The organism is Paenibacillus sp. XY044, assembly GCF_002257645.1.
Classification (GTDB): Bacteria; Bacillota; Bacilli; order Paenibacillales; family Paenibacillaceae; genus Paenibacillus_AQ.
On sequence record NZ_NQMO01000003.1, the window covers coordinates 693,875 to 715,402 of the forward strand.

Below are 21,528 nucleotides of genomic sequence, written 5' to 3' on the forward strand. Positions count from 1 at the left end.
GTTATCGCACCTCCCGTTTAATCAAAATAAATGGGGTTGGTAAAGGCGATCATCGTCCGGATCCCACGGATCGTTCCCCATAATTCCGCACGCACCCACCGTAATCCTTCGCGCGAAAGCGTCAAATTGCAGCCCTTGCTGCCAGCAGCAAAGGGGAGTTCCGATACCATACCAAGATTGCTTTGAAAGCGCAAGGCAAAGATTTGTTCCGGCAGCTCCCAATGCTCTTTGCGGGCTTCGAAGTCGGCGGCAGCCTGCAGCTCGATCATGTGATCTGGTGTCGTCTCCCGCGGGATGGCATCCCCTATGCCGTATAATTCGCCGCCAGAAGTGACCCTAAGATCGAGCCGCGGACCGAGGGTTACGGAGGCTCTTCCAGCGGAAAGCGCGGCGACTGCCTTGTCGGTGATCGAGCCTTCATGATCTTCCATAAGAAGATAAGTGACGGACAGCGGTTCATCCGTCTGTTCCTGGCGGTGCCAATCCCGGCCGGAAGTCGCCGCGATCCGGAAGCCTTCGTTCAGCTTGTCGGTCCATAGGCGGAATGCGCGGGCGTTGTTATTTTTCAGCGGGGCAAAGGTCGTGGACCATACCTCGATATAATCGAGATCACTCCAGTCATCGATTTCGAATTCCCAAAAGCAGCCGGTGCACATCGGGCTGCCGGTGCGAAAGGGGTGGGCCATGCCGGCGATAGCCCCTTGCTCGTGCACACGGGTAAGTCCAGCGTGAATGTCTCCAGGACCTACCGGCCGCCAATCGATATAGTCCTTCACGCCAAGCGTCACCATATGCCCGAAAAAGGTGGTCCACTCCATGCCTTGAATAATGCTTATTCCGGTCTGGTTCTCTACCGTCTGTTTATTCCACAGGCCGGACATGGTGTTGTGGTCCGTCAGGGCGATGCAGTCAAATCCAAGAGCCTTTGCGCCGGCAGCCAGCTCTTCCAGGCTCTGGCTTCCGTCACTGTGGAAGGTATGGGTATGAAGCTCACAAGCCATCCAGTTCATCCATGGTCCTCCTCATGCCAGATTTGCAGCGAATAACGGCAATCGTCCGTCACGACGGCATGCAGGCTCAGGGTAACCGTCCACATACCTGCCTGCAATGTCCCTTTGCTCAGTCCGGGTGACGATTCAAGCCCGGAAATAAACAGATACTGCTCCGGATCGTGGCGGTGGGCAGCCCCCCGGTGGCCGAATGGATCGTCAACGGACAGCGTGATCAAATTTTTGAGGGGAAGGTAGGACTGCCATTTGGATTTGGCCTGTTCCCTGAATTCATCCTCAACAAATCGATCAAGGCCCTGCTCAATCAGCATTTTAGCCTTGGCGCTATCCTCCAGATTTTTGGGACTATAAGAAAAGTCAATTTTCATGCGGCCTCCGGATTTGGCCAGAAAAAAACGGTAAGCGATATGCGTTTTGGAGCACTCCGGCGTTACAGCTCCCTGTACATTAACGAGTAAAGTGTTCATGATGAACGCACGCTTTCTTCTTTGATCATGGAGCGGATATAGAAATATCCGACAAAAGAGCAAAGCAGGAAGGTGAAGAAAGCCGTAGCCGCTGCCAATTGGCGGTCTTGAAACACACTAAAAATTTGCTCCATGGACACGCCCAGCATCTGCGGCGCATTGGGGCCAATCAGAAAGGGAGCGGTGAAGGAACCGATAACGCCCATAAATACGAAGGTAAGAGCGACGAGCAGCGTCTTGAACGTCAGCGGCAGAATGAGCCGGAAAAAGATTCTCAGCCGCCCTGCACCTACATCCTTCGCGCTTTCAATGACTGCATCGGGTACGCCCGACAAGGCCGAGCCCAGCAGCATCGTCGTAAACGGAATATTAAACCAAAGATTCGCGAGGATGATGCCCTTCATATCAAAAATAATCCTTGGGAAGCTGTCGGTGCCCAGATGATAAAGAATCCTTGCCATCCAGCCATGGTTGCCGAGAAGCTGAATCAGGCCGTACGTCGCGATGACCGATGGAATAAAGATCGGAATCATGTAAGTTCGCCGGATCCACCGTACCGCAAAACTGTTATTGAACCGCATATACACAGCCAGCGAATAGCTGATGAGCAAAACCAGGATAGAGGAAACAATGGTAATTTCCAGCGTGAAAATAATATTGGAGCGCATCAATTTGTCCGTGAACAAATAGGCGTAGTTGGATAAATCATATCCGCCGTTCTCATTCTTCAAACTTTCCCGGAGCGAACTAATGATCGGGATGACGACAATGAGCACCAACACGAGAAAGGAAGGAAGGACCATGGAAATGCCCAGGATCCCCCTTTTTATGGATTTGCTCATTGAGCAGCCACTTCACTTTGCCAGCGTTTGTTGATGTCTTTGTCCAGATCGCCGATGTTGAACGAACGGAATCCTTCGGAAGCGCCTTTAAAAGAATCCTGAACCTCCTGCGACATGTTCGTCAGTTTGATGCCCGGGAAGCCGTGCATTTTATCGACGACTACATTTTGGGCTTCAGGCGAGAGTACAAAATCAAGGAATTTGTACACGGCGTCTTTCTTCTCGGATAACTTCGGAACCATCAAGTAAGTCGGACCGCCGTTAAATCCAGGCGTGATTTGTGTGATTTTTGTCGTCTCCGGAAGCTGTCCTTTATCCAGCTGATCAAGCACCATGTCGGACCAGGCCGGAATCATGTCGACTTCGCCGCTCGTCAGCAGATCAAGTGTACCTTGGTTTTTCTTCGGGTAGATGCCCTTGCCGTACATGTATTTACTTAAATCCTTCAGCAGGGAGAATCCTTGGTCCCACTGGCTTTCAATGCTTGAATCCGTGTTATGAATCGCATCTTCGGGCAAAAATTTGTAAATGCTGGTCGTGACGAAGGAGCTTCCTGCACCGCCGGTTGACGGATCGTTATAGGCAAACCGCTCCGGATGGCTGCGAATCCAATCGTACACGTCGTCCAGTGTTTTCGGCACGTCTTTGACCGTTTCGCTGTTATAGGCAATGACGACTGCCGAGGAACGGTAAGGGATCGCAAGGTTAGATACATCGCTCAGCGTGTTTTGATCCACGTTGTTCAAGTTTGGAATATGGTCTGTACTTAAATTGTCCCATAAATCATCCTTTTGCCCTTTGGTCACCACGCCGAGACCATCTTCAAAGAGGTCAATATCACCCGAGCCTTTGCCGGATTGTTTCGCGGCAAGGATGCGGTCATAGGTCGGCTGTGCTCCGGTACCCGACGGCACGTACACGGCTTTAACCTTGATATCGGGATTCTTGTCTTCGAACATCGGAATCAAATTTTTCCACAAATCGTCCACGTTCTGTGATCCGGAATAATAAAACGAAAATTCGACCTGTTTGCTTGACGTACCTGTACCTTCAGCAGTCGAACTCGTGCCACTGTCCTTGCTGCTGCCGCAGCCAGACAGCAGGGAAGCAGCGAGGACAAAGGAAGTAACAAATGCAAATGCCGATTTCTTATTCAACATGGAAGTAAACCCTCCTAAAAGTTTGTAAGTTGGTTGATTCCGATTACGCCTTACGGATACGCGATAATCTTAGCAAACTGAACGGACAGGGACTGCCCGTTAGACAGCTCTTTGATTTGATCGCGCGCCTGGAAGGCGCGGATGATGCCATAACCTTGTACATCGACGGAAACTTCGGCATAATGCCCGAGGATCATGATTTGCTTGACCGTGCCCGGCAGACCGCCGCCGCCATCATGATCCAGAATAATATCTTCCGGCCGTACGGCAACCGTGACATTTCCCGTGAGACGAGAGGAGTTAGGGAAGCGAATAGAACCAATCGTAACTTGATCTGCGTCAATCACCCCCTTTACGAAATTCATTTTCCCGATGAACTGGGCTACATAGAGGGATTCAGGCGCATCGTAGATCTCTTGAGGGGATGCGATCTGTTCAATGTTGCCGTGGTTCATGACGACAATCCGGTCCGAAATCGATAATGCCTCTTCCTGATCGTGTGTAACAAAAACCATAGTCAGGCCCGTATTCGCCTGGATTTCCCGCAGTTCCTCGCGCATCTCGTGGCGAAGCTTTGCATCCAGCGCCGAAAAAGGTTCATCCAGCAGCAGGACGGCGGGGTTCAGCAGGAGCGACCTTGCAACGGCAATCCGCTGCTGCTGGCCTCCGGACAACTGAGCAGGGAATTTGCTCCCGGCTCCCGGAAGACGAACCAGCTCCAGAACGTCCTGAATCGCCTTTTCCCTGTCCTTCTTTTTGATTTTGCGGATTTTCAGGCCAAACGCGAGGTTATCGTGAACGGACATATGCGGCCACAAGTTGTAGCCTTGAAAGACCATGGAGGTTGGCCGTTTCTCCGGCGGAACCTTGACCACGCTCTTACCTTCAATCAAGATGTCTCCCGAGTCCGGTTCCAGAAAACCGCCGATGCTTCGCAGAACGGTCGTTTTTCCACATCCGGAAGGCCCGAGCAGGGTGATCAGTTCTCCTTTGTGCACATCCAGCGAGATATCCGATACGCCATCACCGGTTTTATAGCGTTTGGACAGATTTTGAATCGATAATTGAATGTTCATAGAGACCTCCTTAATACATCTATCGCTTTCTGTTTATTTGATCTGGAAACCGCTCGCCAGAACGTCTGCACTGACAAAACGCTGGGCAGCAAGCAGCAGAATAATGGAAGGCGCTGTTAAAATGATGGAGAATACCGCACCGGCATATGCCGGATAATCGCTGATGATCGAATACATGACGATCGGCATCGTTTTGAAATCGGGAATTCCGACCAGAAATGTGCCCTGCGCTTCATCGAGAGAATTCAAAAAGGTGAAGATCGAAGCCACCAGGATGCCGGGTAGAGCCATCGGCAGGGTGATGCTCCGGAATACGCGGAATGGGCTGGCGCCGACGTCTCTCGCGGATTCTTCCTGCGCCGTATGAACGTTCCGGAACGCGGAAGTCGGGATCCAGGTCATGAACATCAGTACATTAATAATGTGGATCAATATGACTCCCGCCAGCGTGTTCATCAGGCCAAACTTGTAGAACAGCACGGCGATCGAGACATAGAGGCCCATTTTGGGGAAAGCATGGGTGAGGAGGAATGAGAACAGGAAAAACCGGCTTAGTGGAAAACGGATCCGCGCAAATGCGTATGCGGCGGGAATACAGAGCACGATGGATATAGCCGTCACCATTGCAGCGATAATAAAGGAAAGTCCGATGGATTTCGCGATGTCCTGCTGCTGAAAGACAAACGTCCACCATTTCAGCGACCAAACGGAGGGCAGCAGATCGGGATAATTCCATTTGCCCGTAAAGGCCAGGATTGCCAAATTGAGCAGGGGTCCCATAAAGAAGATGACAAACAAGGCAAGTGCGACAAATTCAACGATTTTCCTTGGTCCGATGGCTTTAAAATACCAGCGCATGGATCAAACTCCTTTCATATTTGCTTATTTGGGATTACGTGGATTGACGAATGATCAGTTCGGGTTCCAGCTCAATGTCCAGCTCGTTGACCGGCTGCTGGTCGATCAGCTTGTCCAGGATGGTGCAGGCGGTTCTGCCCATTGCTTCCGTGTCCACCCTGATGGTTGTCAGGGAAGGCGTATAAATGGAGGCGATGTCGATATCATCAAAACCGACGACAGCCACTTGTTCCGGTATGCGGACCGATTGTTCGATCAGAAATTTCATGGCGCCGAGCGCAATCATGTCATTTGTCGAAAAAACGGCGGTATAGCCTCCGGACTTGAAACCTGACCAATGCTGCTGCATCATTCGGTATCCTTCCTCGAAAGTAGAGGCCTGCGGGTAAGCAAGTGATGACGGATCTAGAGGTGCTTCGATGCCCGTCAAATAGTCACGGAAGCCATTCAATCTCAAGTTATGGCTCCGGTGGGTCTGCGGGCCAGCCAAGATGAAGATACGTTTGTGTCCTAAACCGGTCAAATATTCGGCTGCCATGATACCTCCGTCCTGATCCCGGTTAACGACATGCACGACATTGTCGACATCGGTAGAGCCGTTCACCATGACGTAAGGGATGCCGAAGTTATGGATATAATCGATCACATTTTGCTGGAGCCTGCTAATCAGAATGAGTCCGTCCACGCGCTTTTCCAGCATGAAGTCGGCGGATCGATGCGACATCTCATGATCCGTCGTCACAAAGACGGAGTAATTCATGCCTGCCGCGGCCGCCAGTATGGCATCCACAATTTTGCCGTAAAACGGGTGGGAGGCAATCGGATATTCCCTCCGGTAAATCAGTACTCCGATGTTGTGCGTCCGCTGGGATACCATAGCTCTGGCAACGGCGTTCGGCTTGTATTGCAGCTCCTCAATGACTTTAAGTACCGCGTCTCTTGTTTCCGGGTGGATATAACCTTTTCCCGAAATGACTCTGGACACGGTTGACTTTGACACCCCAGCCAACTGGGCAATTTCCCTGATCGTATGACTCATGTCTAACCCCGCTTTCTGAATGTGAGACCGTTCCCACATCCAAAGAATAACTGGTGAATGTAAGCCGTGTATGAAACGAATTGGCGATCATTATAAAAGCCAATCTCCATGAAAGCCTTTTAATAATCCATATTTAGGGAAAATCACAATAGAACCGCTTCCTTAAGCTTTAAATTAGCAAGGAGCAGCATCGTGCCCGGAACGCTTCAAGGCGCAATACATGAATGCCTTATTTGATCGCGGTTCGATCCGGTACGATATGAATTGGCTAAACGTGAGTTTTGTAAAATGTTCAATTGTAAAACATCCGTAAAATTTATTTCCGCTGTTGTGGAGCCCATTCGATTGAACCGAAACCGTCGAAATCGGACAATTCAAAGAGAAGCCATGGGCTTCCCTTCTATAAATCTTTAGTTCAGGTTCGAATTATGGTGATGGTATAAGGAGGTGATAAGAGAGGTAGTTTACTCTTTGAAAAGGAGCATGCCGGTTGACAGTGAGAATGTAGGAACGATGGTAAGGAATATGAAGTCGGGCTGTTTAACGCTGTAAAAAGAGAGGGGAGAAGCTTCTAAGTCCATCGGAGTTCATTGTGGTATGCGGGAACTTGGTGGTTTGTTACCAGGTACAGTCCTCAGCCGAATTTATGGAGTCTTGAAGAAAATGTTTTGAGTCAGCTAATTTTTTCTGCAGTTCCTCAATTTCATTAATTTTCTCCTCGACGATTTCGATTTGCTTTTCTCTCGGAATTTCTTTACTGGAAAGGATATTTTTGATCTCATGAATTGAAAATCCAGCTGAAAGTATTGTTTTTAGACTCTTAATATAACTGACTATTCTTTCATCATAAATCCGGTAGTTATGTTCATCTCTTAACATATATGTCTCGGGAATGATCCCCTTTTTTTCATAGTACCGTATGGTTGATATCGGCAAATCCACCTTTTTGGAAACGTCGCTAATTTTCATCGGAGCCACAAAATCCTTTCTTGCTATGAACTATAGTTCATAGTTTATGCTTTCCTCATGATAACGAATGGACTTCAAAGGGTCAATTGAGTTATCAGAAGACTCATAAAAAAAGAGGAGAGATATCCATATGATCAGTACGTTTAAAAACAATGATTTCACCCATATCATGAAAGGCCGCCGTTCGATTCGCGCTTATGACCCAACGGTTAAAATATCCAGAGAAGAACTTCAAGAAATCATTGAAGAAGCTGCAACCGCCCCATCTTCAGCCAATTTGCAGCCTTGGCGCATCGTTGTCGTTGAAAGTGAAGAAGGGAAAAATACATTGCGGCCTTTGGTTCGATTCAATACACGGCAAAATGACACATCTTCCGCCATGCTGCTGATCTTTGGTGACATGAAATCTTATGAGTATGCGGAAGAGATTTTCAACACTGCTGTTGAACAAGGAAAAATGCCGCCAGAAGTCCGGGATCGGCAATTGGAAAGCATTCAAACGATCTATCCTACACTCCCAAAAGAAGTTGTAAATGACATCGTAAAAGTGGATAGTGGATTGCTCGCCATGCAGTTAATGTTGACAGCCAGAGCTCATGGCTATGATACCAATCCAATGGGTGGATTTGAGACCGATCAAATCGCAGCCGCTTTCGGATTAGACCCGGAAAGATATACTCCGGTAATGATTCTTGCTATCGGCAAAGCGGATGAGGAAGGTTATGAATCCGTTCGATTAAGTGCAGACAAGATTACTTTTTGGAAATAATATGATGCCCATAGTCCGGAAGTTTCAATAAGCCCGGGCTATGGGTTTCTTTTTGTAAATATATACTTGTTAGATTGGCAAGCATGCGTTAGGGATCGATCAGCCCCATCTCGCTGGGCACGTGTCATAAGTCATCTGCATAAGATATGCATGTCATGGGATACAAACGACAAATCAAAATGAATTGAGGGAGATCCAACATGAACAACTCCATGCGTGCGGTGTGGCCCAGGGAGTTATGCGACCCAAGCGGGTCCCGCGACGATTCCGACAGGGAAACGAAAAACGGAGCCGCCTCTCGGGATGCAGACCGCGGGATGACGATGGTCATCGATAAAGGCCTCGGCAGAAATGCGTTCGCAGACATGATCGAAACCGCCTCAGCATACATCGACTGCATCAAATTTGGTTTTGGAACGGCCCCGCTGTATAAAACGGATATGCTTCTGTATAAGATCGACCTGGCCAAACAGCGCGGCATATCGGTGATGACAGGCGGCACCTTGCTGGAAATGGCCGTTCAGCAAAATATCGTACCTGCGTTTTTTGACGCGGTGTGCAATCTTGGCTTTAATGCGCTGGAAGTATCCGACGGTACGATCGAGCTGTCCCGCCACAAACGCACGGAGCTGATCCGGGAAGGAAAGAAACGCGGACTTCGGGTCTTTACGGAGTATGGTAAGAAGCTGTCCGGTTCCTTGATTGATGCGGCTATTCTTGCAGATACGGTGGAATTGGATTTGGCCGCAGGCGCCGAATATGTAACGGTCGAGGCCCGCGAGTCAGGGGTCAGCGTCGGCATTTTTGACAAACACGGGGAATGCAGGGAAGATGTTTTGGATGACATCCTCAAATTCGTTCCGGATATCCGAAAACTGATTTGGGAGGCGCCCCTTAAAAATCAGCAGGCGATGCTCCTGCGCAAATTCGGCTCCAATGTTCACCTGGGAAATATCGCCTCAACGGAAGTGCTGGCACTGGAGACGCTCCGGCGCGGACTCCGCCAGGACACGTTTGAATTTGGCGTCAGGGAGAAACCGTCGGATGAATTTTGTTATATGATTTAATGATCCTTATTGCAGCGTAATTCGCGGCTTGTAAAGTCACCTTCCAGAGGTGGCTTTTTTCTTTCCTAATCACATATTCTTTCCAGCAAGGCTCCCAACTGTTCCGCTAACACTTGGTGGGGTACGGGTTTTTCGTTTGTAAACCACCATTCGACTACGGCGGCGTAGGAAGAGGCCAAAAATTGAACGGCAAGATCCTTATGCAGCCCTTCGTTCTTGCCCCTGGTATTATCCACTTCATCTTGGAACTCTTCAATCAGAAATTTTATGAATCTACTGCGGAAAAAGGGTGCTCCTTTACTTGCCAGCATCGTGGAGAAAAATGCGTAATTCCGATCAAAATAATCCGTCCAGATGACGAATCCCGTCACAAAATCCAAGTCTGCTGATGCTTCGCATCTTTCCCGAAGTTCGTGAATATGGGTTTCCATCAGTTTATCCAGCAAATCGTATTTATCCATGTAATGCAGGTAGATCGTTCCGCGGCTGACATTGGCATGGTACGCCAGTTCCTGGATGGTAATATCGTCAAAGTTTTTCTCAGCCATGAGTTCAATGACTGCTGTTTTTAATGCTTCCTCTGTTTTAAGGATTCTTCGATCGACTTTAGGCATCGTGGCTCACCGAGCTTTCTCTGTGCATTCAACAAATACGATCATGATTGCGGTTCATATTTTATACTCCAATATAATTATATACAGGCGTTCATTATGTCATCAATATACTTGAAACCATCAGAAATACGGCGTTTATTTAAAATAATGAACAATATCCATCATTTCGTTCAGTATTATACGAATCCTACGTATTTAACAATTGCATGTCTGATCATTGGAATTATAATGGAAGTCGATGATGATGCACTTACATAACATTTTGAAATGGAGGTCTGAGTCATGGAATATATGAAATTCGGAAATACAGGTATGGATGTCTCGCGGATCTGCCTTGGTTGTATGAGCTTCGGCGACGTGCAGCCCGGAGGGCATCAATGGGTCCTTGATGAGGAGCGAAGTCGCCCGATCATAAAAAGAGCGCTTGAACTCGGTATCAACTTTTTTGATACGGCAAACATTTATGCAGGCGGAACCAGTGAAGAGATCGTCGGACGCGCGTTAAAAGATTATGCGAATCGGGATGAAATCGTCCTCGCTACCAAGGTCTGGGGACGCATGCATCAAGGACCTAACGGTGGGGGACTTTCCCGGAAGGCGATTATGAGTGAAATCGATAAAAGCTTGATGAGATTAGGGACCGATTATGTAGATCTCTACATCATCCACCGCTGGGATTACAACACGCCCATTGAAGAAACCATGGAAGCCCTGCATGATGTGGTGAAGTCTGGAAAAGCCAGATATATCGGTGCTTCTGCCATGTATGCGTGGCAATTTCAGAAGGCGCTTTATGCGGCGGAGAAACATGGCTGGTCTCGTTTTGTCTCCATGCAAAATCACCTGAATCTCATTTATCGCGAAGAGGAACGGGAGATGATGCCGCTGTGTATGGATCAAAAAATTGCAGTGACACCTTACAGTCCACTAGCATCGGGAAGATTGATTCGCGATTGGTCGGAAACGACGCATCGATCTGAAACCGACCAAGTCCAAAAATCAAAGTACGATTCGACGGCTGATGTTGACCGTTTGGTCGTTGAGCGAGTGGCTTCCGTTGCAGAGAATCGCGACGTACCCCGTATCCATATCGCGCTTGCATGGCTGCTGCAAAAAGAATCGGTAGCTGCTCCAATCATCGGGGCCACAAAGATTAAACAGCTCGAAGACGCTGTAGGTGCGCTATCGGTAAAATTAACTCCGGAAGAGATTGCTTTCCTGGAAGAACCGTATGTTCCGCATCCGGTCGTAGGAGCGCAGTAAACAGACGAAAAGGCAGCTCACTTGTTGGGCTGCCTTTCTTGCGTGGATGACCGAATTTTGGCCGATATCCAACTAGTTACTATTCCGTCCCGTTAAGTAAATATAAGGAGAATTTTCTCGAGAAGGGATGGAAGAACATGAAGAAATGGTTGTGCTTGATCATATCAACGACCGCGGCCCTTAGTATCGGAGCAGGTGCCCTCGCAGATTCCGCTTCCGCATCTATGACGGAGCCGAAGGGCGATGTAGCGAAAATGTACAGAATCAAGCATGAGATGAAATTTGATCTTCAAGGGAAAGAGGCAATACTTGACGGCAAGGCCACAACTGTGGATAGGCCCATACGAAAAGACGGCCGTGTATACGTTCCTCTCCGCACCCTTCGGCAGTCCGGGGCAGCGGACACCGTTACCTGGAATGACGAAAAACGGGAAGTACAAGTCGCGATCCATCCTGAGCTGCTGCCTAAGTTTGGTCATCTAACTTTCCGGATCGGCTCAGAGGATGTATACCTTCCGGACGGAAAACCAGTCGGTGAGAAAATTCCGGCACCGTTCATTTCTTCGGGAAAGGCATATATACCGATTCGGGCGTTGTCCTGGTTAGGAATGGCGGTCTCGGCCGTGAAAGATACAGTCCGTTGGAACTGGAGCGATAAGGTTATAGAGGTGCTGAATCCGGAATGGGAGACGGACCAAGCCAGTACGACGTTTACCATGCTGTATCAGAAGGATATGTATACTCCGCAGTACATGGTTTCATCCGGAAGCGACGGTTGGGGCGGTTACACAGGCAAGCTTACACAAAAGGATATTTCCATGGATGGACGGTTGTATAACCGTATTCAGTTTACAGTGAAATTGCGCCCCGGTCCTAACCCCGTGATGCTCACTGCCAACTCGGCAGGCAGCAAGATAGTCACAGTGAAGAGGAAAGTAACAGATCCTGCTTCGCTGCCGGTCTCGATCGTCGGTGAGGGGAAAGGGAACATCGCCTTCACCAGCCCGATCCGGGGTTATATCCAGGTAAAACCGAATCAAAAGATTGATGTGTCTGGAGATATCCTGCAGCATAACGATCTGTATGATAAGCTGACCTTGAGCGTCGAGCGGTATCAACCGTCGGATGAGGACAGTTATCAAAATTATGAAGAGGTTAACAGCATTGAGCTGCCCCTTAAGGACCAAGCATTCACAGGTTCGTTCACAATAAGCGAGAAGGGCAGCTATTTGATCAGAGTGCTCAGTTCTGCCTATATTTCTTCCGTAGAATCCGGGCCATGGATGACACAATGGGCTGAATTCGTAGTCGAAGTAGAATAGGGGGCGGTGGCATCCAACGGCTTTTTACGTTGGATCTCACTTCATCAAACGGTCACCTTGACGCTGCAAGAGTTGGAAGATGGAAAGGTGAACCTTCATCTCGAACAATCCGGATTTTCTAATAATGAAGGACTCGAAGGCGCTAAGTATGACTGGAGCAATTGGGTCGGCGAGCTTGAAAAGGTGTTGGGGCATTAACCTCATTGCATGCTAAGTATCATCTTTCATAAGGCTAGGATGATTGGGGTTACCTGCCTGATGCGATCAACATAAACCGGCTGCATGTCGTTTGCGGCAGGTAATGTCTACTTCCGATTTTACCTAAGGACAGTTGGAGCTTGCTATCTGCAAAGTTTTCTTCTGTCCGACTTGCTTTGGACATGAATGGTGCACTTCCTATGACAATGAATGGTACAATACGAATGTAACAAGTGAAATGAACACGAACGGAAGGATGTTAGCCATGAGCGAATCGAATCAGGAGTATATCGTTATCTCGGCTGCGAGGGAAAACAATCTCAAGAACGTGTCCTTGCAAATTCCCAAACGGAAGATTTCGATATTCACCGGAGTATCCGGATCCGGCAAGTCATCGATCGTCTTCGATACGATTGCCGCAGAATCTACACGACTGCTGAATGAAAATTTCAGCATGTTCGTGCGTACGTTCCTGCCCAAATATCCGCAGCCAGATGCGGACGCGATCGAAAACCTGAGCATGGCTGTCATTGTCGATCAGAAGCGGCTGGGCGGAGGATCCCATTCCACGATGGGCACCATTACCGATATTTCTCCCATCCTCCGGATGCTCTTCTCAAGGGTGGGCCAGCCCTATGTCGGAGGAGCGAACATGTTCTCGTTTAACGACCCGCAAGGTATGTGCCTCGAGTGTAACGGGATCGGTCGCAGCCTCGCTGTCGATATGAGGAAAGCGGTCGACAAGTCCAAGTCGCTCCAGGAAGGAGCAATCATGCTGCCGGGCTATACGGTGGGCGCATGGGAATGGAACATGCTAGTTCAGTCGGGTTCCTTTGATACGGATAAGAAGCTCAGCGACTATTCGGATGAAGAACTGGATCAGCTGCTGTATAGCAAGGCAAGGAAAGTGAAGATGGATTTCGCCGGAAAAGCAACGAATATTACCGTAGAAGGCGTTATCGAGAAATTCACCAACAAATATATCAAACAGGACGTGAAGACGAAGTCCGAACGCACGCAGCAAACGGTTGCTCCGTTCATCACTGAGGGGCCATGCTCCAGTTGTCACGGTGCTAGACTAAGTCAAGCCGCGCTGGGCTGCAGAATTAATGGACACAACATTGCGGAGCTGTCTTCCATGGAAGTCGGACATCTCATCCGCGTTATCCGGGAGATTGGCGATGCAGCAGCGGCTCCGATGGTCAATTCGCTGATGGAGCGGCTGCAGCATATGGTGGATATCGGCCTCGACTACTTGACGCTGGACCGTGAGACGGATACATTATCCGGCGGCGAGTCGCAGCGTGTCAAAATGGTAAAGCATCTGAACGGGAGCCTGGTGGATGTCACATACATCTTCGATGAGCCTAGCGTAGGCCTTCACCCCCGCGATGTACACCGGTTAAACGAACTGCTCCAGAAGCTGCGTGACAAAGGCAACACCGTGCTCGTGGTCGAGCATGATCCCGATGTCATCAAAGTAGCGGATCATATCGTCGACGTCGGTCCCCATGCCGGCAGCCGCGGAGGAAACATCGTCTATGAAGGAAGCTACCCGGGTCTGCTAGAGTCCGGCACGTTGACGGGAAACTATATGATGCGCCAGCTCGGGCTGAAGCAGGACTGCAGGCAGCCATCCGGCAAGCTGCCCATCCGGAATGCCAAGCTGCATAATCTGCAGGACGTCAACGTCGACATTCCAACCGGAGTGCTGAATGTTGTGACCGGCGTCGCCGGCTCTGGTAAAAGCACCCTGATTAACGACGTATTCCTCAGCCAGCATCCTGATGCTATCGTCATTGACCAATCGGCGATCGGCGTGTCGACACGCTCGAATCCCGCGACCTATACGGGCATACTGGATGATGTACGTAAGGCGTTTGCTTCCGCGAACAAAGTGAGTCCAGGCTTATTCAGCTTTAACTCCAAGGGAGCTTGCGAGAATTGCCAAGGGCTGGGCGTGGTGTACTTGGACCTTTCGTTCTTCGAAAGCGTGAAGCTGCCATGCGAAGTCTGCGGTGGGAAACGATTTAAGGAAGAGGTGCTCGAATACAAGCTGAATGGCAAGTCCATAGCCGAAGTGCTGGAGATGACGGTAGAGCAGGCTTTGGAATTTTTCCAGATCAAAGAGGTTGTGCGCAAGCTCCAGGCGATGAGCGATGTAGGCCTGAACTACATTACGCTCGGCCAGCCGCTCAGCACGCTCTCTGGCGGAGAATGCCAGCGCATCAAACTGGCTAGCGAGCTGCACAAGAAAGGCAGCATTTATGTCATGGACGAGCCGACGACCGGTCTGCATATGTCGGATATCGGTCACCTACTGGAGATTATGAACCGCCTCGTGGACGCCGGCAATACGGTGATCGTCATCGAGCACAATTTAGAAGTCATCAGCCAAGCGGACTGGATTATCGATATGGGACCGGATGGAGGCAGCAAGGGTGGACAAGTGGTGTTCGAGGGCACACCCCAAGACATCGTCCATGCGGAGCAGTCGATCACGGGAAAATACTTGAGATAACCCTCCACTTATAATATTGGACGTGAAAAACCAATCATCTCTTCTGACGAAGCCGCGTAAACCGCGGCTTATTTATGATCCCGATAAACGGCAAATAGGAGCGATTACTCTGGGCCTTGATATTCATTCCGCTTAACCGCTCGAGAATGAATACATACAGTTATCACATGACGTCGCATAATTAGAAACATTTTACGTGGGGGAGGTGTTACTAGTACGCTGAATGAAAATGAGCGTTGTTATTCCAACTCCATTATTTTATAATGAGTAAAAACTCACTCAATTAAAAAGGAGCCGTTCGTTTTGCCACGTACCAAGGAGCAGTATGAAGAAATGAGGAAGGCAACCAGAGAGAAAATACATTCTGCGGCGATGCGGTTATTTGTCCATCAAGGATTTGGTTCGACTAATGTTCAGAATATCGCGGACGCGGCCGGCATTAGCATCGGGTTACTGTACCGGCACTACAGAACGAAGGAACATTTGTTTCGCGATTTGGTGGCTTATTCAGTTGAAGGATTGAACCGCAATATTGCTGCATTTGAAACCGATCAATCCCCTAAAAAGGTCATTGTACAGTTTGTAGATGAAGTCTACAACGACTTTATGAATGGAGAAGAACTGGCTAATCTGCTGATTCTGATCAAACAATCGCTATTAGGCTCAGGTACAGCCGCCAATCAACATGACGAAGTCCTCAAAATCAATGCCAGACTGCTTGATGCTACGGCTGAGCTCATTCGCAAAGGCCAACAGACTGGAGAATTCCGCTCGGGTGATGCGCATGAGATGGCAATCTATTTATACGCATCGATCCAAGGATTGGCCGAGATGAGGGTGCTGCTAAAGAGCAATTTTACCATGCCGTCACCGTCAGTCCTCACAGCATTTCTATTTAAGGAAAAGGAGTGACCCTGCCATGATCACTGTCGTCAGAGCGGATCAAGCTGAGTTTGATGTGCGGCAAGGTATATCTGAAACATTCGCAGAGGGTTTCACGCAGTGGCTCGGATTTTTCTCCAAGGATTCAAAAAAAATTGCAGCGGCATTCGCGCATATGTTCAATCTGGATCAATTTTACGTGGCTGTATCCGATCGACAAGTCATTGGAATGGCCGCATGCACGAATGGAAAATCACTTTCGGTTAAGCTTGATAACAAAGAGCTTCGCAAACATTTAGGTTTTTATAAAGGCAGTATGGCTGGTATTTTCCTAAAAAAAGAATTTGAAGCTCCTTTCGTTAATCCTTCACCTGGTGTAGGCTCCATCGAATTTGTAGGAACAGCTTCCCAATTCAGGGGACAAGGTATTGCTTCTCAATTGATCCGTTGTATTATTGAGCAAACACCATATCAAGTTTACTTGATTGAAGAAGTCGCCGATACCAATATTCCAGCCTTGAAACTCTATACTAAATTAGGATTTGAAGAATATAAACGCAGGCAAATACCAAATAAACGGGCAAAGAAAATCGGGATCCATCACATGGTATCCTTGAGGTATACAAAATAACCGGCTTCATATCAACTTTCTTGCGTTCAACAATTTATAGGGATCATTAAAGAAGTACCATCATAGCAAAGAGAAGGTGAAATTTATGATAAGTAAGAATAACGAAAATAAACTGAAGCAAATCGTCCATGAACAGCAATTCGAACATGCATTGGATTATCTAATGGATACCGTGCGCCAAGGCATTCGATTGAGCAAGAACGGCGTAGAAGATTACAGGGCGGCCGGATGTTCCCGCATCGGCGGGGATCCGGATCTCCCGGCTGATGTGGAATGGCCTTTTGATTCGAAAGGGACTCCTATGACGTTCCTGGCCCAGCTGAGGCTGCGTGAACTGGTGGATCATGACGAAGCTTCTCTGCTTCCGGCAAACGGCGCGCTTTATTTTTTCTTAGGAGTAGATGAACCGGCTTATGATATTGAGCATAAAGTGCTCTATTTGCAGGAGGAGCCATTGAAAGATGCGAGGCGGCGGCCTGCTCCGAAAGCGACGGCGATCGAAGACACATTCACTGGTTACCGGGTGTCGGCCAGATCCACTATGGAGCCGCCTAATTACGGCTATGTGGATTACGAGCTGGTGGAGGATGATGAGCATGATTACGAGCAATACGAGGAACTTTGCTTCGAGTTAACCGGATACAACTCCAGTGACGTGGCGATGCTGTTCGGCTATCCCGAAACCCAGCATGGCGATTGCGAATACGAAGCGGCACTGAAGCTGTTGACCGGAGAAAAATACAACTATTCCGAAGCGGAAGCGATGAAGCAGATCACCCAGCACCTGAACGGCGATTCGGATCAAGCCCAGCAGGAAATCCGGGATACACTATTGCTGTTGGCACTGGGATCGGACGATGATGTGGGATTTTGCTGGTGGGATGCCGGAGAACTGCAGTTTTTCATCCGGAAGGAAGATATGCTGGCAGGCAATTTTAATCGTACATACTGCTCCCTTTACTCGAGCTAGGATGCAGCGGTTAGAGTAGAAGGAAAGCATGGAAAAGGTGGTATAAGCAAGAACTTCCAAGCATCAAAGGGGTTGCAATTATTCGGGTGTTGGATTATGATGGACCCATCAATGATTGATGTATCAAATATTGACTGATCAAACATCGAGGGGAGAGATCCATTTGATTACTTACAGCAATCAGAAAACCAACGATTTCAACGACATTGTATACGGACGGCGTTCCATTAAAATATACGATTCCTCTGTAAAAATCAGCAGAGAAGAGATGACCGAAATGATCGACCAGGCCACGAAGGCGCCTTCCTCCGTTAATTTGCAGCCCTGGCGTTTTGTCGTCATCGACAGCGAGCAGGGCAAAGAAACGCTGCTGCCGCTGGCAAGATTCAATCATAACCAAGTCAAGACTTCTTCCGCCGTCATCGCTGTGTTTACGGATATGAACAGTTTCGACTACGCCGAAGAAATTTATGGCAAAGCAGTCGAGCTCGGCTACATGCCGCAAGAGGTAAAAGAGATGCAGCTGAACGCCTTCCGGAAAATATTCAGCGATTATTCGCCGGAGGTTATGAAGAATAACGTTATCCTGGACGCCGGGCTGGTTTCCATGCAGCTGATGTTGGTGGCGCGGGCTCATGGATATGATACGAATCCGATCGGAGGCTTTGAGAAGGACCAAATTGCCGAAGCCTTTGGACTCGATCAAGATCGGTATGTTCCCGTAATGCTGATCTCAATCGGCAAAGCGGCCAGCGAAGGACATGCCTCTTACCGGCTTCCGGCGGAACGGATAACGTTCTGGAAATAACCAACGGGAACGTCTTATCCATAGGCATCTGTTTGCAATACAGGTTTTTTTGCATTATATTAATTGATAGCTCAACGATTGATGCCGCCAACGGAATGCTAACATTATAGGCGTGCGGGGAGGTCAATTCATGAAATGCACATTTTCGGACCAGGAACAGATCCTGCAGCTCCTGAACGGCCTGAACAACCAACTCAGTCCCAAATTCGAACGATGCGCGGGTATAAGTTCTTCACGATTCGATATATTATACGAATTGTACGGGGTGGAAGAAATGACCCAGTCCCACTTGCAGAAGGCTGTACACATCGATGCTTCGGCAATTACGCGCCATCTGAAGCAGCTTGAAGCGGACGGAATGGTCACAAGGCGGAGAAACCCTTCGGATAACCGGGAAACATTTGTTCAGCTTACCGAAGAGGGCCTTCAACGGATCGACGGATACAAGAAAGAAAAGATCGGTTTTGTGAACCAGATGCTGAAAGATTTTAACGATGAGGAACTGACAGTTTTAAAGGATATGCTTACCCGATTGCAACAAAATATAAGCCAATACTGATACGCACTATACAAAACATCAAGGAAGGAAGAACACATCATGATCATTGTCCATGCCAAGCTTGACATCTTGCCGGAGCAAGAGGAACGATTCTCGAAGGAAGCTGAGAGCCTGCTTGCCGCCACCAGAGCGGAAGAGGGTAATATCAGCTATGAATTGTTCAAATCCGTGGAACAAGAACACCTTTATACCATGGTGGAGATTTGGAAGGATTTTGGAGCCGTTCAAGCGCATAACAGCAGCGAACATTTCCAGACATTCGTACTGAAAGCCAAAACGCTGCTGGCTTCTCCTATGGAATTGAAAGTTTTTCAAGGCGAGCCTGTGCAGGTATAACGCAAGCTAAGTGAATCAATCCCTAATCTCCCTGATGTGGAGGTTGGGGATTTTTCGTTTATCTGTCTCTTTGCTATTGTTGCCGCGATTTGAAGCAGCAGATTGCCATCGTCATCAGTAGTCGGTGGCAATCTGCTGATCGGTATACGAACAACTGGCGAAGAGTCAAAGGGAGTCTTGATCTCTTCCTAGCTGTTATTATTTTGTCCACGTACCGATCTTATAAGCTCCATCGGAAAGCCTGCCGATATTCGCAAAATCAACGGCCGGCTGTTTCGTTGCCGGATTTAGAATCGCTATGGTTAGCTCATAAGTTCCGCATGGCAATGTGTTCGTAGAAATCGAGCCTGAGACGGTATGCAATCCGGTCCTCCAGGTTCTCAAATCTGCGGGTGTGGATTGACGTGCCACGATATTCCCTGCGCTGCGCAGCTGAAATTCGACAGGCCAGTTAAACGGGAAGTGTTGAACCCCCTTATTCTCCACAGTGATGGTGACATCCAGCTTGTTTCCGCTATTTTGCTGCGGATATGCGGCCTTTTTCACGACAAAGTGATAGCCCATCCGTTTCTTAAGTTTATCCATATTGCCTTGCAAAGGATTGCCGAGCGCCAAGGAAGCTGGAGAATTCGGTCCAAGCCAGCTCGGCTTGCTGAGCTCGGTTTGGCGAAGCGTCTCATTAAAGCCGCTGCCTGTCGTAAGTGCAGCATTCAATCCGTAGTCACCACCGTAAAATTCGCCGCCAGAGACTCGGGTGTCCCAGAAGTTGGCGTGGTTTGGCTGCTGCTGGCCGATATCATCCCAATAACCGTTCTGCGTGCCTGTATACCATCCCCATTCGGAGTCGAAGCTCGGCTGATCTCCGAATACGTCATTATACATTCCCAGAATCAAACCTTTGTTATTATTTTTGGCCAATTCCACGCTCCGTCTGATCATTAGCTGCGTATGATCCTCCTGAGCGGCAAACGCATCAATGTAGTGCTGAATGTACCGATTGGATATTTCGTTCTTAGGGAACTCGCCGGTATAGTTAGTTTCCCCATTCGGTCCTTCATAGGGCCAAGTGTGGAATTCCGCCCAATGGCCCAGCGAACCGATTTGTACAAAAGCGATCGGGCTGTCAGGCGTGTTGTAATGATTGGCTATCGCCTCGATCGCAAGTTTGTGCCTGGCGATCAAATATTCGGAGCCGTAATTCGGAGAGAAGCCCGTATTGTTGCCAGCGCCCATACCTCCGGTTTGATCTTGGTAGGCCTTGCCCGGCGTTTGTCCTTGACTGACCATGTCATTATATAGCCAATCAGGAATATCCCTGTGAGATACACCGGAAGGATTGTCCAAAATAAAGCGCAGCACCACCTTGACTCCATGACTCTGCCAATAGCTGAAATGATTGGCTGCTTCAATTGCACTGAAATCATAGTTGCCCTTTGTTGGCTCGAGTTCCTTCCAGGTGACGCCAGCATAAACGAGACGGTGGTCTTGAGGATAGTTTGTAGATTTCGCTGAAGGCGCCCAGCCCTTAAACGGGTTATTGAGCGGGTTACCCACCTCGGTCGGGTAGAATTCGATCATGCTGCCTCCGGGGGGGTTATCGTTGAGCGTATAGTCGGGTAGCGATTGGTTCTGCGCCGGCAGGCGATTTACATCCGAGTTATGATCCAGATAACCTATGTTCACTCTGCTGCCAATCGTGAGTCCGAGCGTAGAGAGCGGAATGGATGCTTCGATCACGGAAGATGAACGAACAAATTGAGAGGGAGGAAGAGACGAAGATGAAGACCAATTCCAAGTGCTTCCATTGCCTGAATAACGATACAGAGCATTATTTTCGAGGAGCCATTCAATTCCTGTCGCTCCCCATCCAGAGGCATGATATCCGGTAGAAGCGTTCCCGTCCGTATTCAGCCAGAAGCTCCCCATGGTGGTGCTAAGGCCAGAGCCCTGAACGAGCAGATAGAGATTCCTGTCATCGTGAGTAACCTTCAATACTTTAGCTGTCCCCGAATTCGTAGCCATGGCCGGTACCCCATCCCAATCGCTCGCATCTCCATCAACAATGATGGAAGCCGCTGCAGCATTCGAAACGGAGAGGGGAAAAGGGATCAAAGTAAAGATCATGGCCGCCATTACAAAAACAGTAAACGTAAATTTCATTCTAATA

The 21,528-nt window shown here is 48.7% G+C and carries 21 protein-coding genes and 1 pseudogene; 12 read left to right on the forward strand and 10 right to left on the reverse strand.

Features of this window, described 5'->3' with window-relative positions; genetic code table 11:
- Nucleotides 1-17: 17 nt before the first annotated feature.
- The 8 genes from CJP46_RS16810 to CJP46_RS16845 all read right to left on the reverse strand — a co-directional run bounded on the left by CJP46_RS16810 (nt 18) and on the right by CJP46_RS16845 (nt 7,421).
- On the reverse strand, nt 18-1,010 hold the full coding sequence (locus tag CJP46_RS16810) for a CehA/McbA family metallohydrolase (protein ID WP_094596727.1): 993 nt from the start codon (nt 1,008-1,010) through the stop codon (nt 18-20).
- Nucleotides 1,007-1,477 carry a hypothetical protein gene (locus CJP46_RS16815; RefSeq protein ID WP_094596728.1) on the reverse strand — a complete coding sequence of 157 codons (471 nt, stop codon included), beginning with the start codon at nt 1,475-1,477 and terminating at the stop codon, nt 1,007-1,009. Before CJP46_RS16815 ends, CJP46_RS16810 begins: the two co-directional genes overlap by 4 nt.
- Entirely contained in the window at nt 1,474-2,319 is an 846-nt protein-coding gene (locus CJP46_RS16820; RefSeq protein WP_094596729.1) for an ABC transporter permease, read from the reverse strand. Before CJP46_RS16820 ends, CJP46_RS16815 begins: the two co-directional genes overlap by 4 nt.
- On the reverse strand, nt 2,316-3,479 hold the full coding sequence (locus CJP46_RS16825; RefSeq protein WP_094596730.1) for an extracellular solute-binding protein: 1,164 nt from the start codon (nt 3,477-3,479) through the stop codon (nt 2,316-2,318). The genes CJP46_RS16820 and CJP46_RS16825 overlap by 4 nt, the downstream gene beginning before the upstream one ends.
- Before the next feature lie 50 nt (nt 3,480-3,529).
- Nucleotides 3,530-4,555 (reverse strand): ABC transporter ATP-binding protein, encoded by a 1,026-nt coding sequence (locus tag CJP46_RS16830; protein ID WP_094596731.1) that lies wholly within the window; start codon nt 4,553-4,555, stop codon nt 3,530-3,532.
- 33 nt (nt 4,556-4,588) lie between these two features.
- Entirely contained in the window at nt 4,589-5,413 is an 825-nt protein-coding gene (locus CJP46_RS16835) for an ABC transporter permease (protein WP_094596732.1), read from the reverse strand.
- 34 nt (nt 5,414-5,447) lie between these two features.
- On the reverse strand, nt 5,448-6,452 hold the full coding sequence (locus CJP46_RS16840; protein WP_094596733.1) for a LacI family DNA-binding transcriptional regulator: 1,005 nt from the start codon (nt 6,450-6,452) through the stop codon (nt 5,448-5,450).
- A 618-nt stretch (nt 6,453-7,070) separates the two neighbouring features.
- The gene (locus tag CJP46_RS16845; RefSeq protein WP_094596734.1) at nt 7,071-7,421 is read right to left on the reverse strand and encodes a helix-turn-helix domain-containing protein; all 351 of its coding nucleotides are present in this window, start codon (nt 7,419-7,421) and stop codon (nt 7,071-7,073) included.
- Between the two features lie 130 nt (nt 7,422-7,551).
- On the opposite strand from CJP46_RS16845, the gene CJP46_RS16850 reads away from it, so the two are divergent.
- Nucleotides 7,552-8,190, forward strand: a complete 639-nt coding sequence (locus CJP46_RS16850) for a nitroreductase family protein (protein WP_094596735.1) — start codon at nt 7,552-7,554, stop codon at nt 8,188-8,190.
- A gap of 200 nt (nt 8,191-8,390) precedes the next feature.
- Nucleotides 8,391-9,257, forward strand: a complete 867-nt coding sequence (gene comA, locus CJP46_RS16855) for a phosphosulfolactate synthase (RefSeq protein WP_094596736.1) — start codon at nt 8,391-8,393, stop codon at nt 9,255-9,257.
- Between the two features lie 65 nt (nt 9,258-9,322).
- Here comA and CJP46_RS16860 read toward each other — a convergent pair whose 3' ends face one another.
- Entirely contained in the window at nt 9,323-9,871 is a 549-nt protein-coding gene (locus CJP46_RS16860; protein ID WP_094596737.1) for a TetR/AcrR family transcriptional regulator, read from the reverse strand.
- Between the two features lie 282 nt (nt 9,872-10,153).
- Here CJP46_RS16860 and CJP46_RS16865 point away from each other — a divergent pair, with 282 nt between their 5' ends.
- The 10 genes and pseudogenes from CJP46_RS16865 (at nt 10,154) to CJP46_RS16910 (ending at nt 19,361) form a co-directional block, all read left to right on the forward strand.
- Complete coding sequence (locus tag CJP46_RS16865; protein WP_094596738.1) at nt 10,154-11,134, forward strand: aldo/keto reductase; 981 nt, start codon at nt 10,154-10,156, stop codon at nt 11,132-11,134.
- A gap of 137 nt (nt 11,135-11,271) precedes the next feature.
- Nucleotides 11,272-12,456: a stalk domain-containing protein gene (locus CJP46_RS16870; RefSeq protein ID WP_094596739.1), complete on the forward strand. Its 1,185-nt coding sequence runs from the start codon at nt 11,272-11,274 to the stop codon at nt 12,454-12,456.
- A gap of 48 nt (nt 12,457-12,504) precedes the next feature.
- Nucleotides 12,505-12,654, forward strand: a pseudogene (locus CJP46_RS16875) (SRPBCC family protein); the annotation flags it as partial.
- A 265-nt stretch (nt 12,655-12,919) separates the two neighbouring features.
- Nucleotides 12,920-15,175, forward strand: coding sequence for an ATP-binding cassette domain-containing protein (locus tag CJP46_RS16880; protein WP_094596740.1), 2,256 nt, complete (start codon nt 12,920-12,922; stop codon nt 15,173-15,175).
- Nucleotides 15,176-15,478: 303 nt separating this feature from the next.
- Nucleotides 15,479-16,087 (forward strand): TetR/AcrR family transcriptional regulator, encoded by a 609-nt coding sequence (locus tag CJP46_RS16885; protein ID WP_094596741.1) that lies wholly within the window; start codon nt 15,479-15,481, stop codon nt 16,085-16,087.
- 7 nt (nt 16,088-16,094) lie between these two features.
- Nucleotides 16,095-16,688, forward strand: coding sequence for a GNAT family N-acetyltransferase (locus CJP46_RS16890; protein ID WP_094596742.1), 594 nt, complete (start codon nt 16,095-16,097; stop codon nt 16,686-16,688).
- Between the two features lie 85 nt (nt 16,689-16,773).
- Nucleotides 16,774-17,658, forward strand: coding sequence for a YwqG family protein (locus CJP46_RS16895; protein ID WP_094596743.1), 885 nt, complete (start codon nt 16,774-16,776; stop codon nt 17,656-17,658).
- A gap of 163 nt (nt 17,659-17,821) precedes the next feature.
- The gene (locus CJP46_RS16900; protein ID WP_256992384.1) at nt 17,822-18,466 is read left to right on the forward strand and encodes a nitroreductase family protein; all 645 of its coding nucleotides are present in this window, start codon (nt 17,822-17,824) and stop codon (nt 18,464-18,466) included.
- 130 nt (nt 18,467-18,596) lie between these two features.
- Nucleotides 18,597-19,025 (forward strand): MarR family winged helix-turn-helix transcriptional regulator, encoded by a 429-nt coding sequence (locus tag CJP46_RS16905; protein ID WP_094596745.1) that lies wholly within the window; start codon nt 18,597-18,599, stop codon nt 19,023-19,025.
- Nucleotides 19,026-19,064: 39 nt separating this feature from the next.
- A complete protein-coding gene (locus CJP46_RS16910; protein ID WP_094596746.1) occupies nt 19,065-19,361 on the forward strand; it encodes a putative quinol monooxygenase in 297 nt (98 codons plus the stop codon).
- 198 nt (nt 19,362-19,559) lie between these two features.
- Here CJP46_RS16910 and CJP46_RS16915 read toward each other — a convergent pair whose 3' ends face one another.
- Nucleotides 19,560-21,521: a DUF4832 domain-containing protein gene (locus CJP46_RS16915; RefSeq protein ID WP_256992385.1), complete on the reverse strand. Its 1,962-nt coding sequence runs from the start codon at nt 21,519-21,521 to the stop codon at nt 19,560-19,562.
- Nucleotides 21,522-21,528 lie beyond the last annotated feature (7 nt).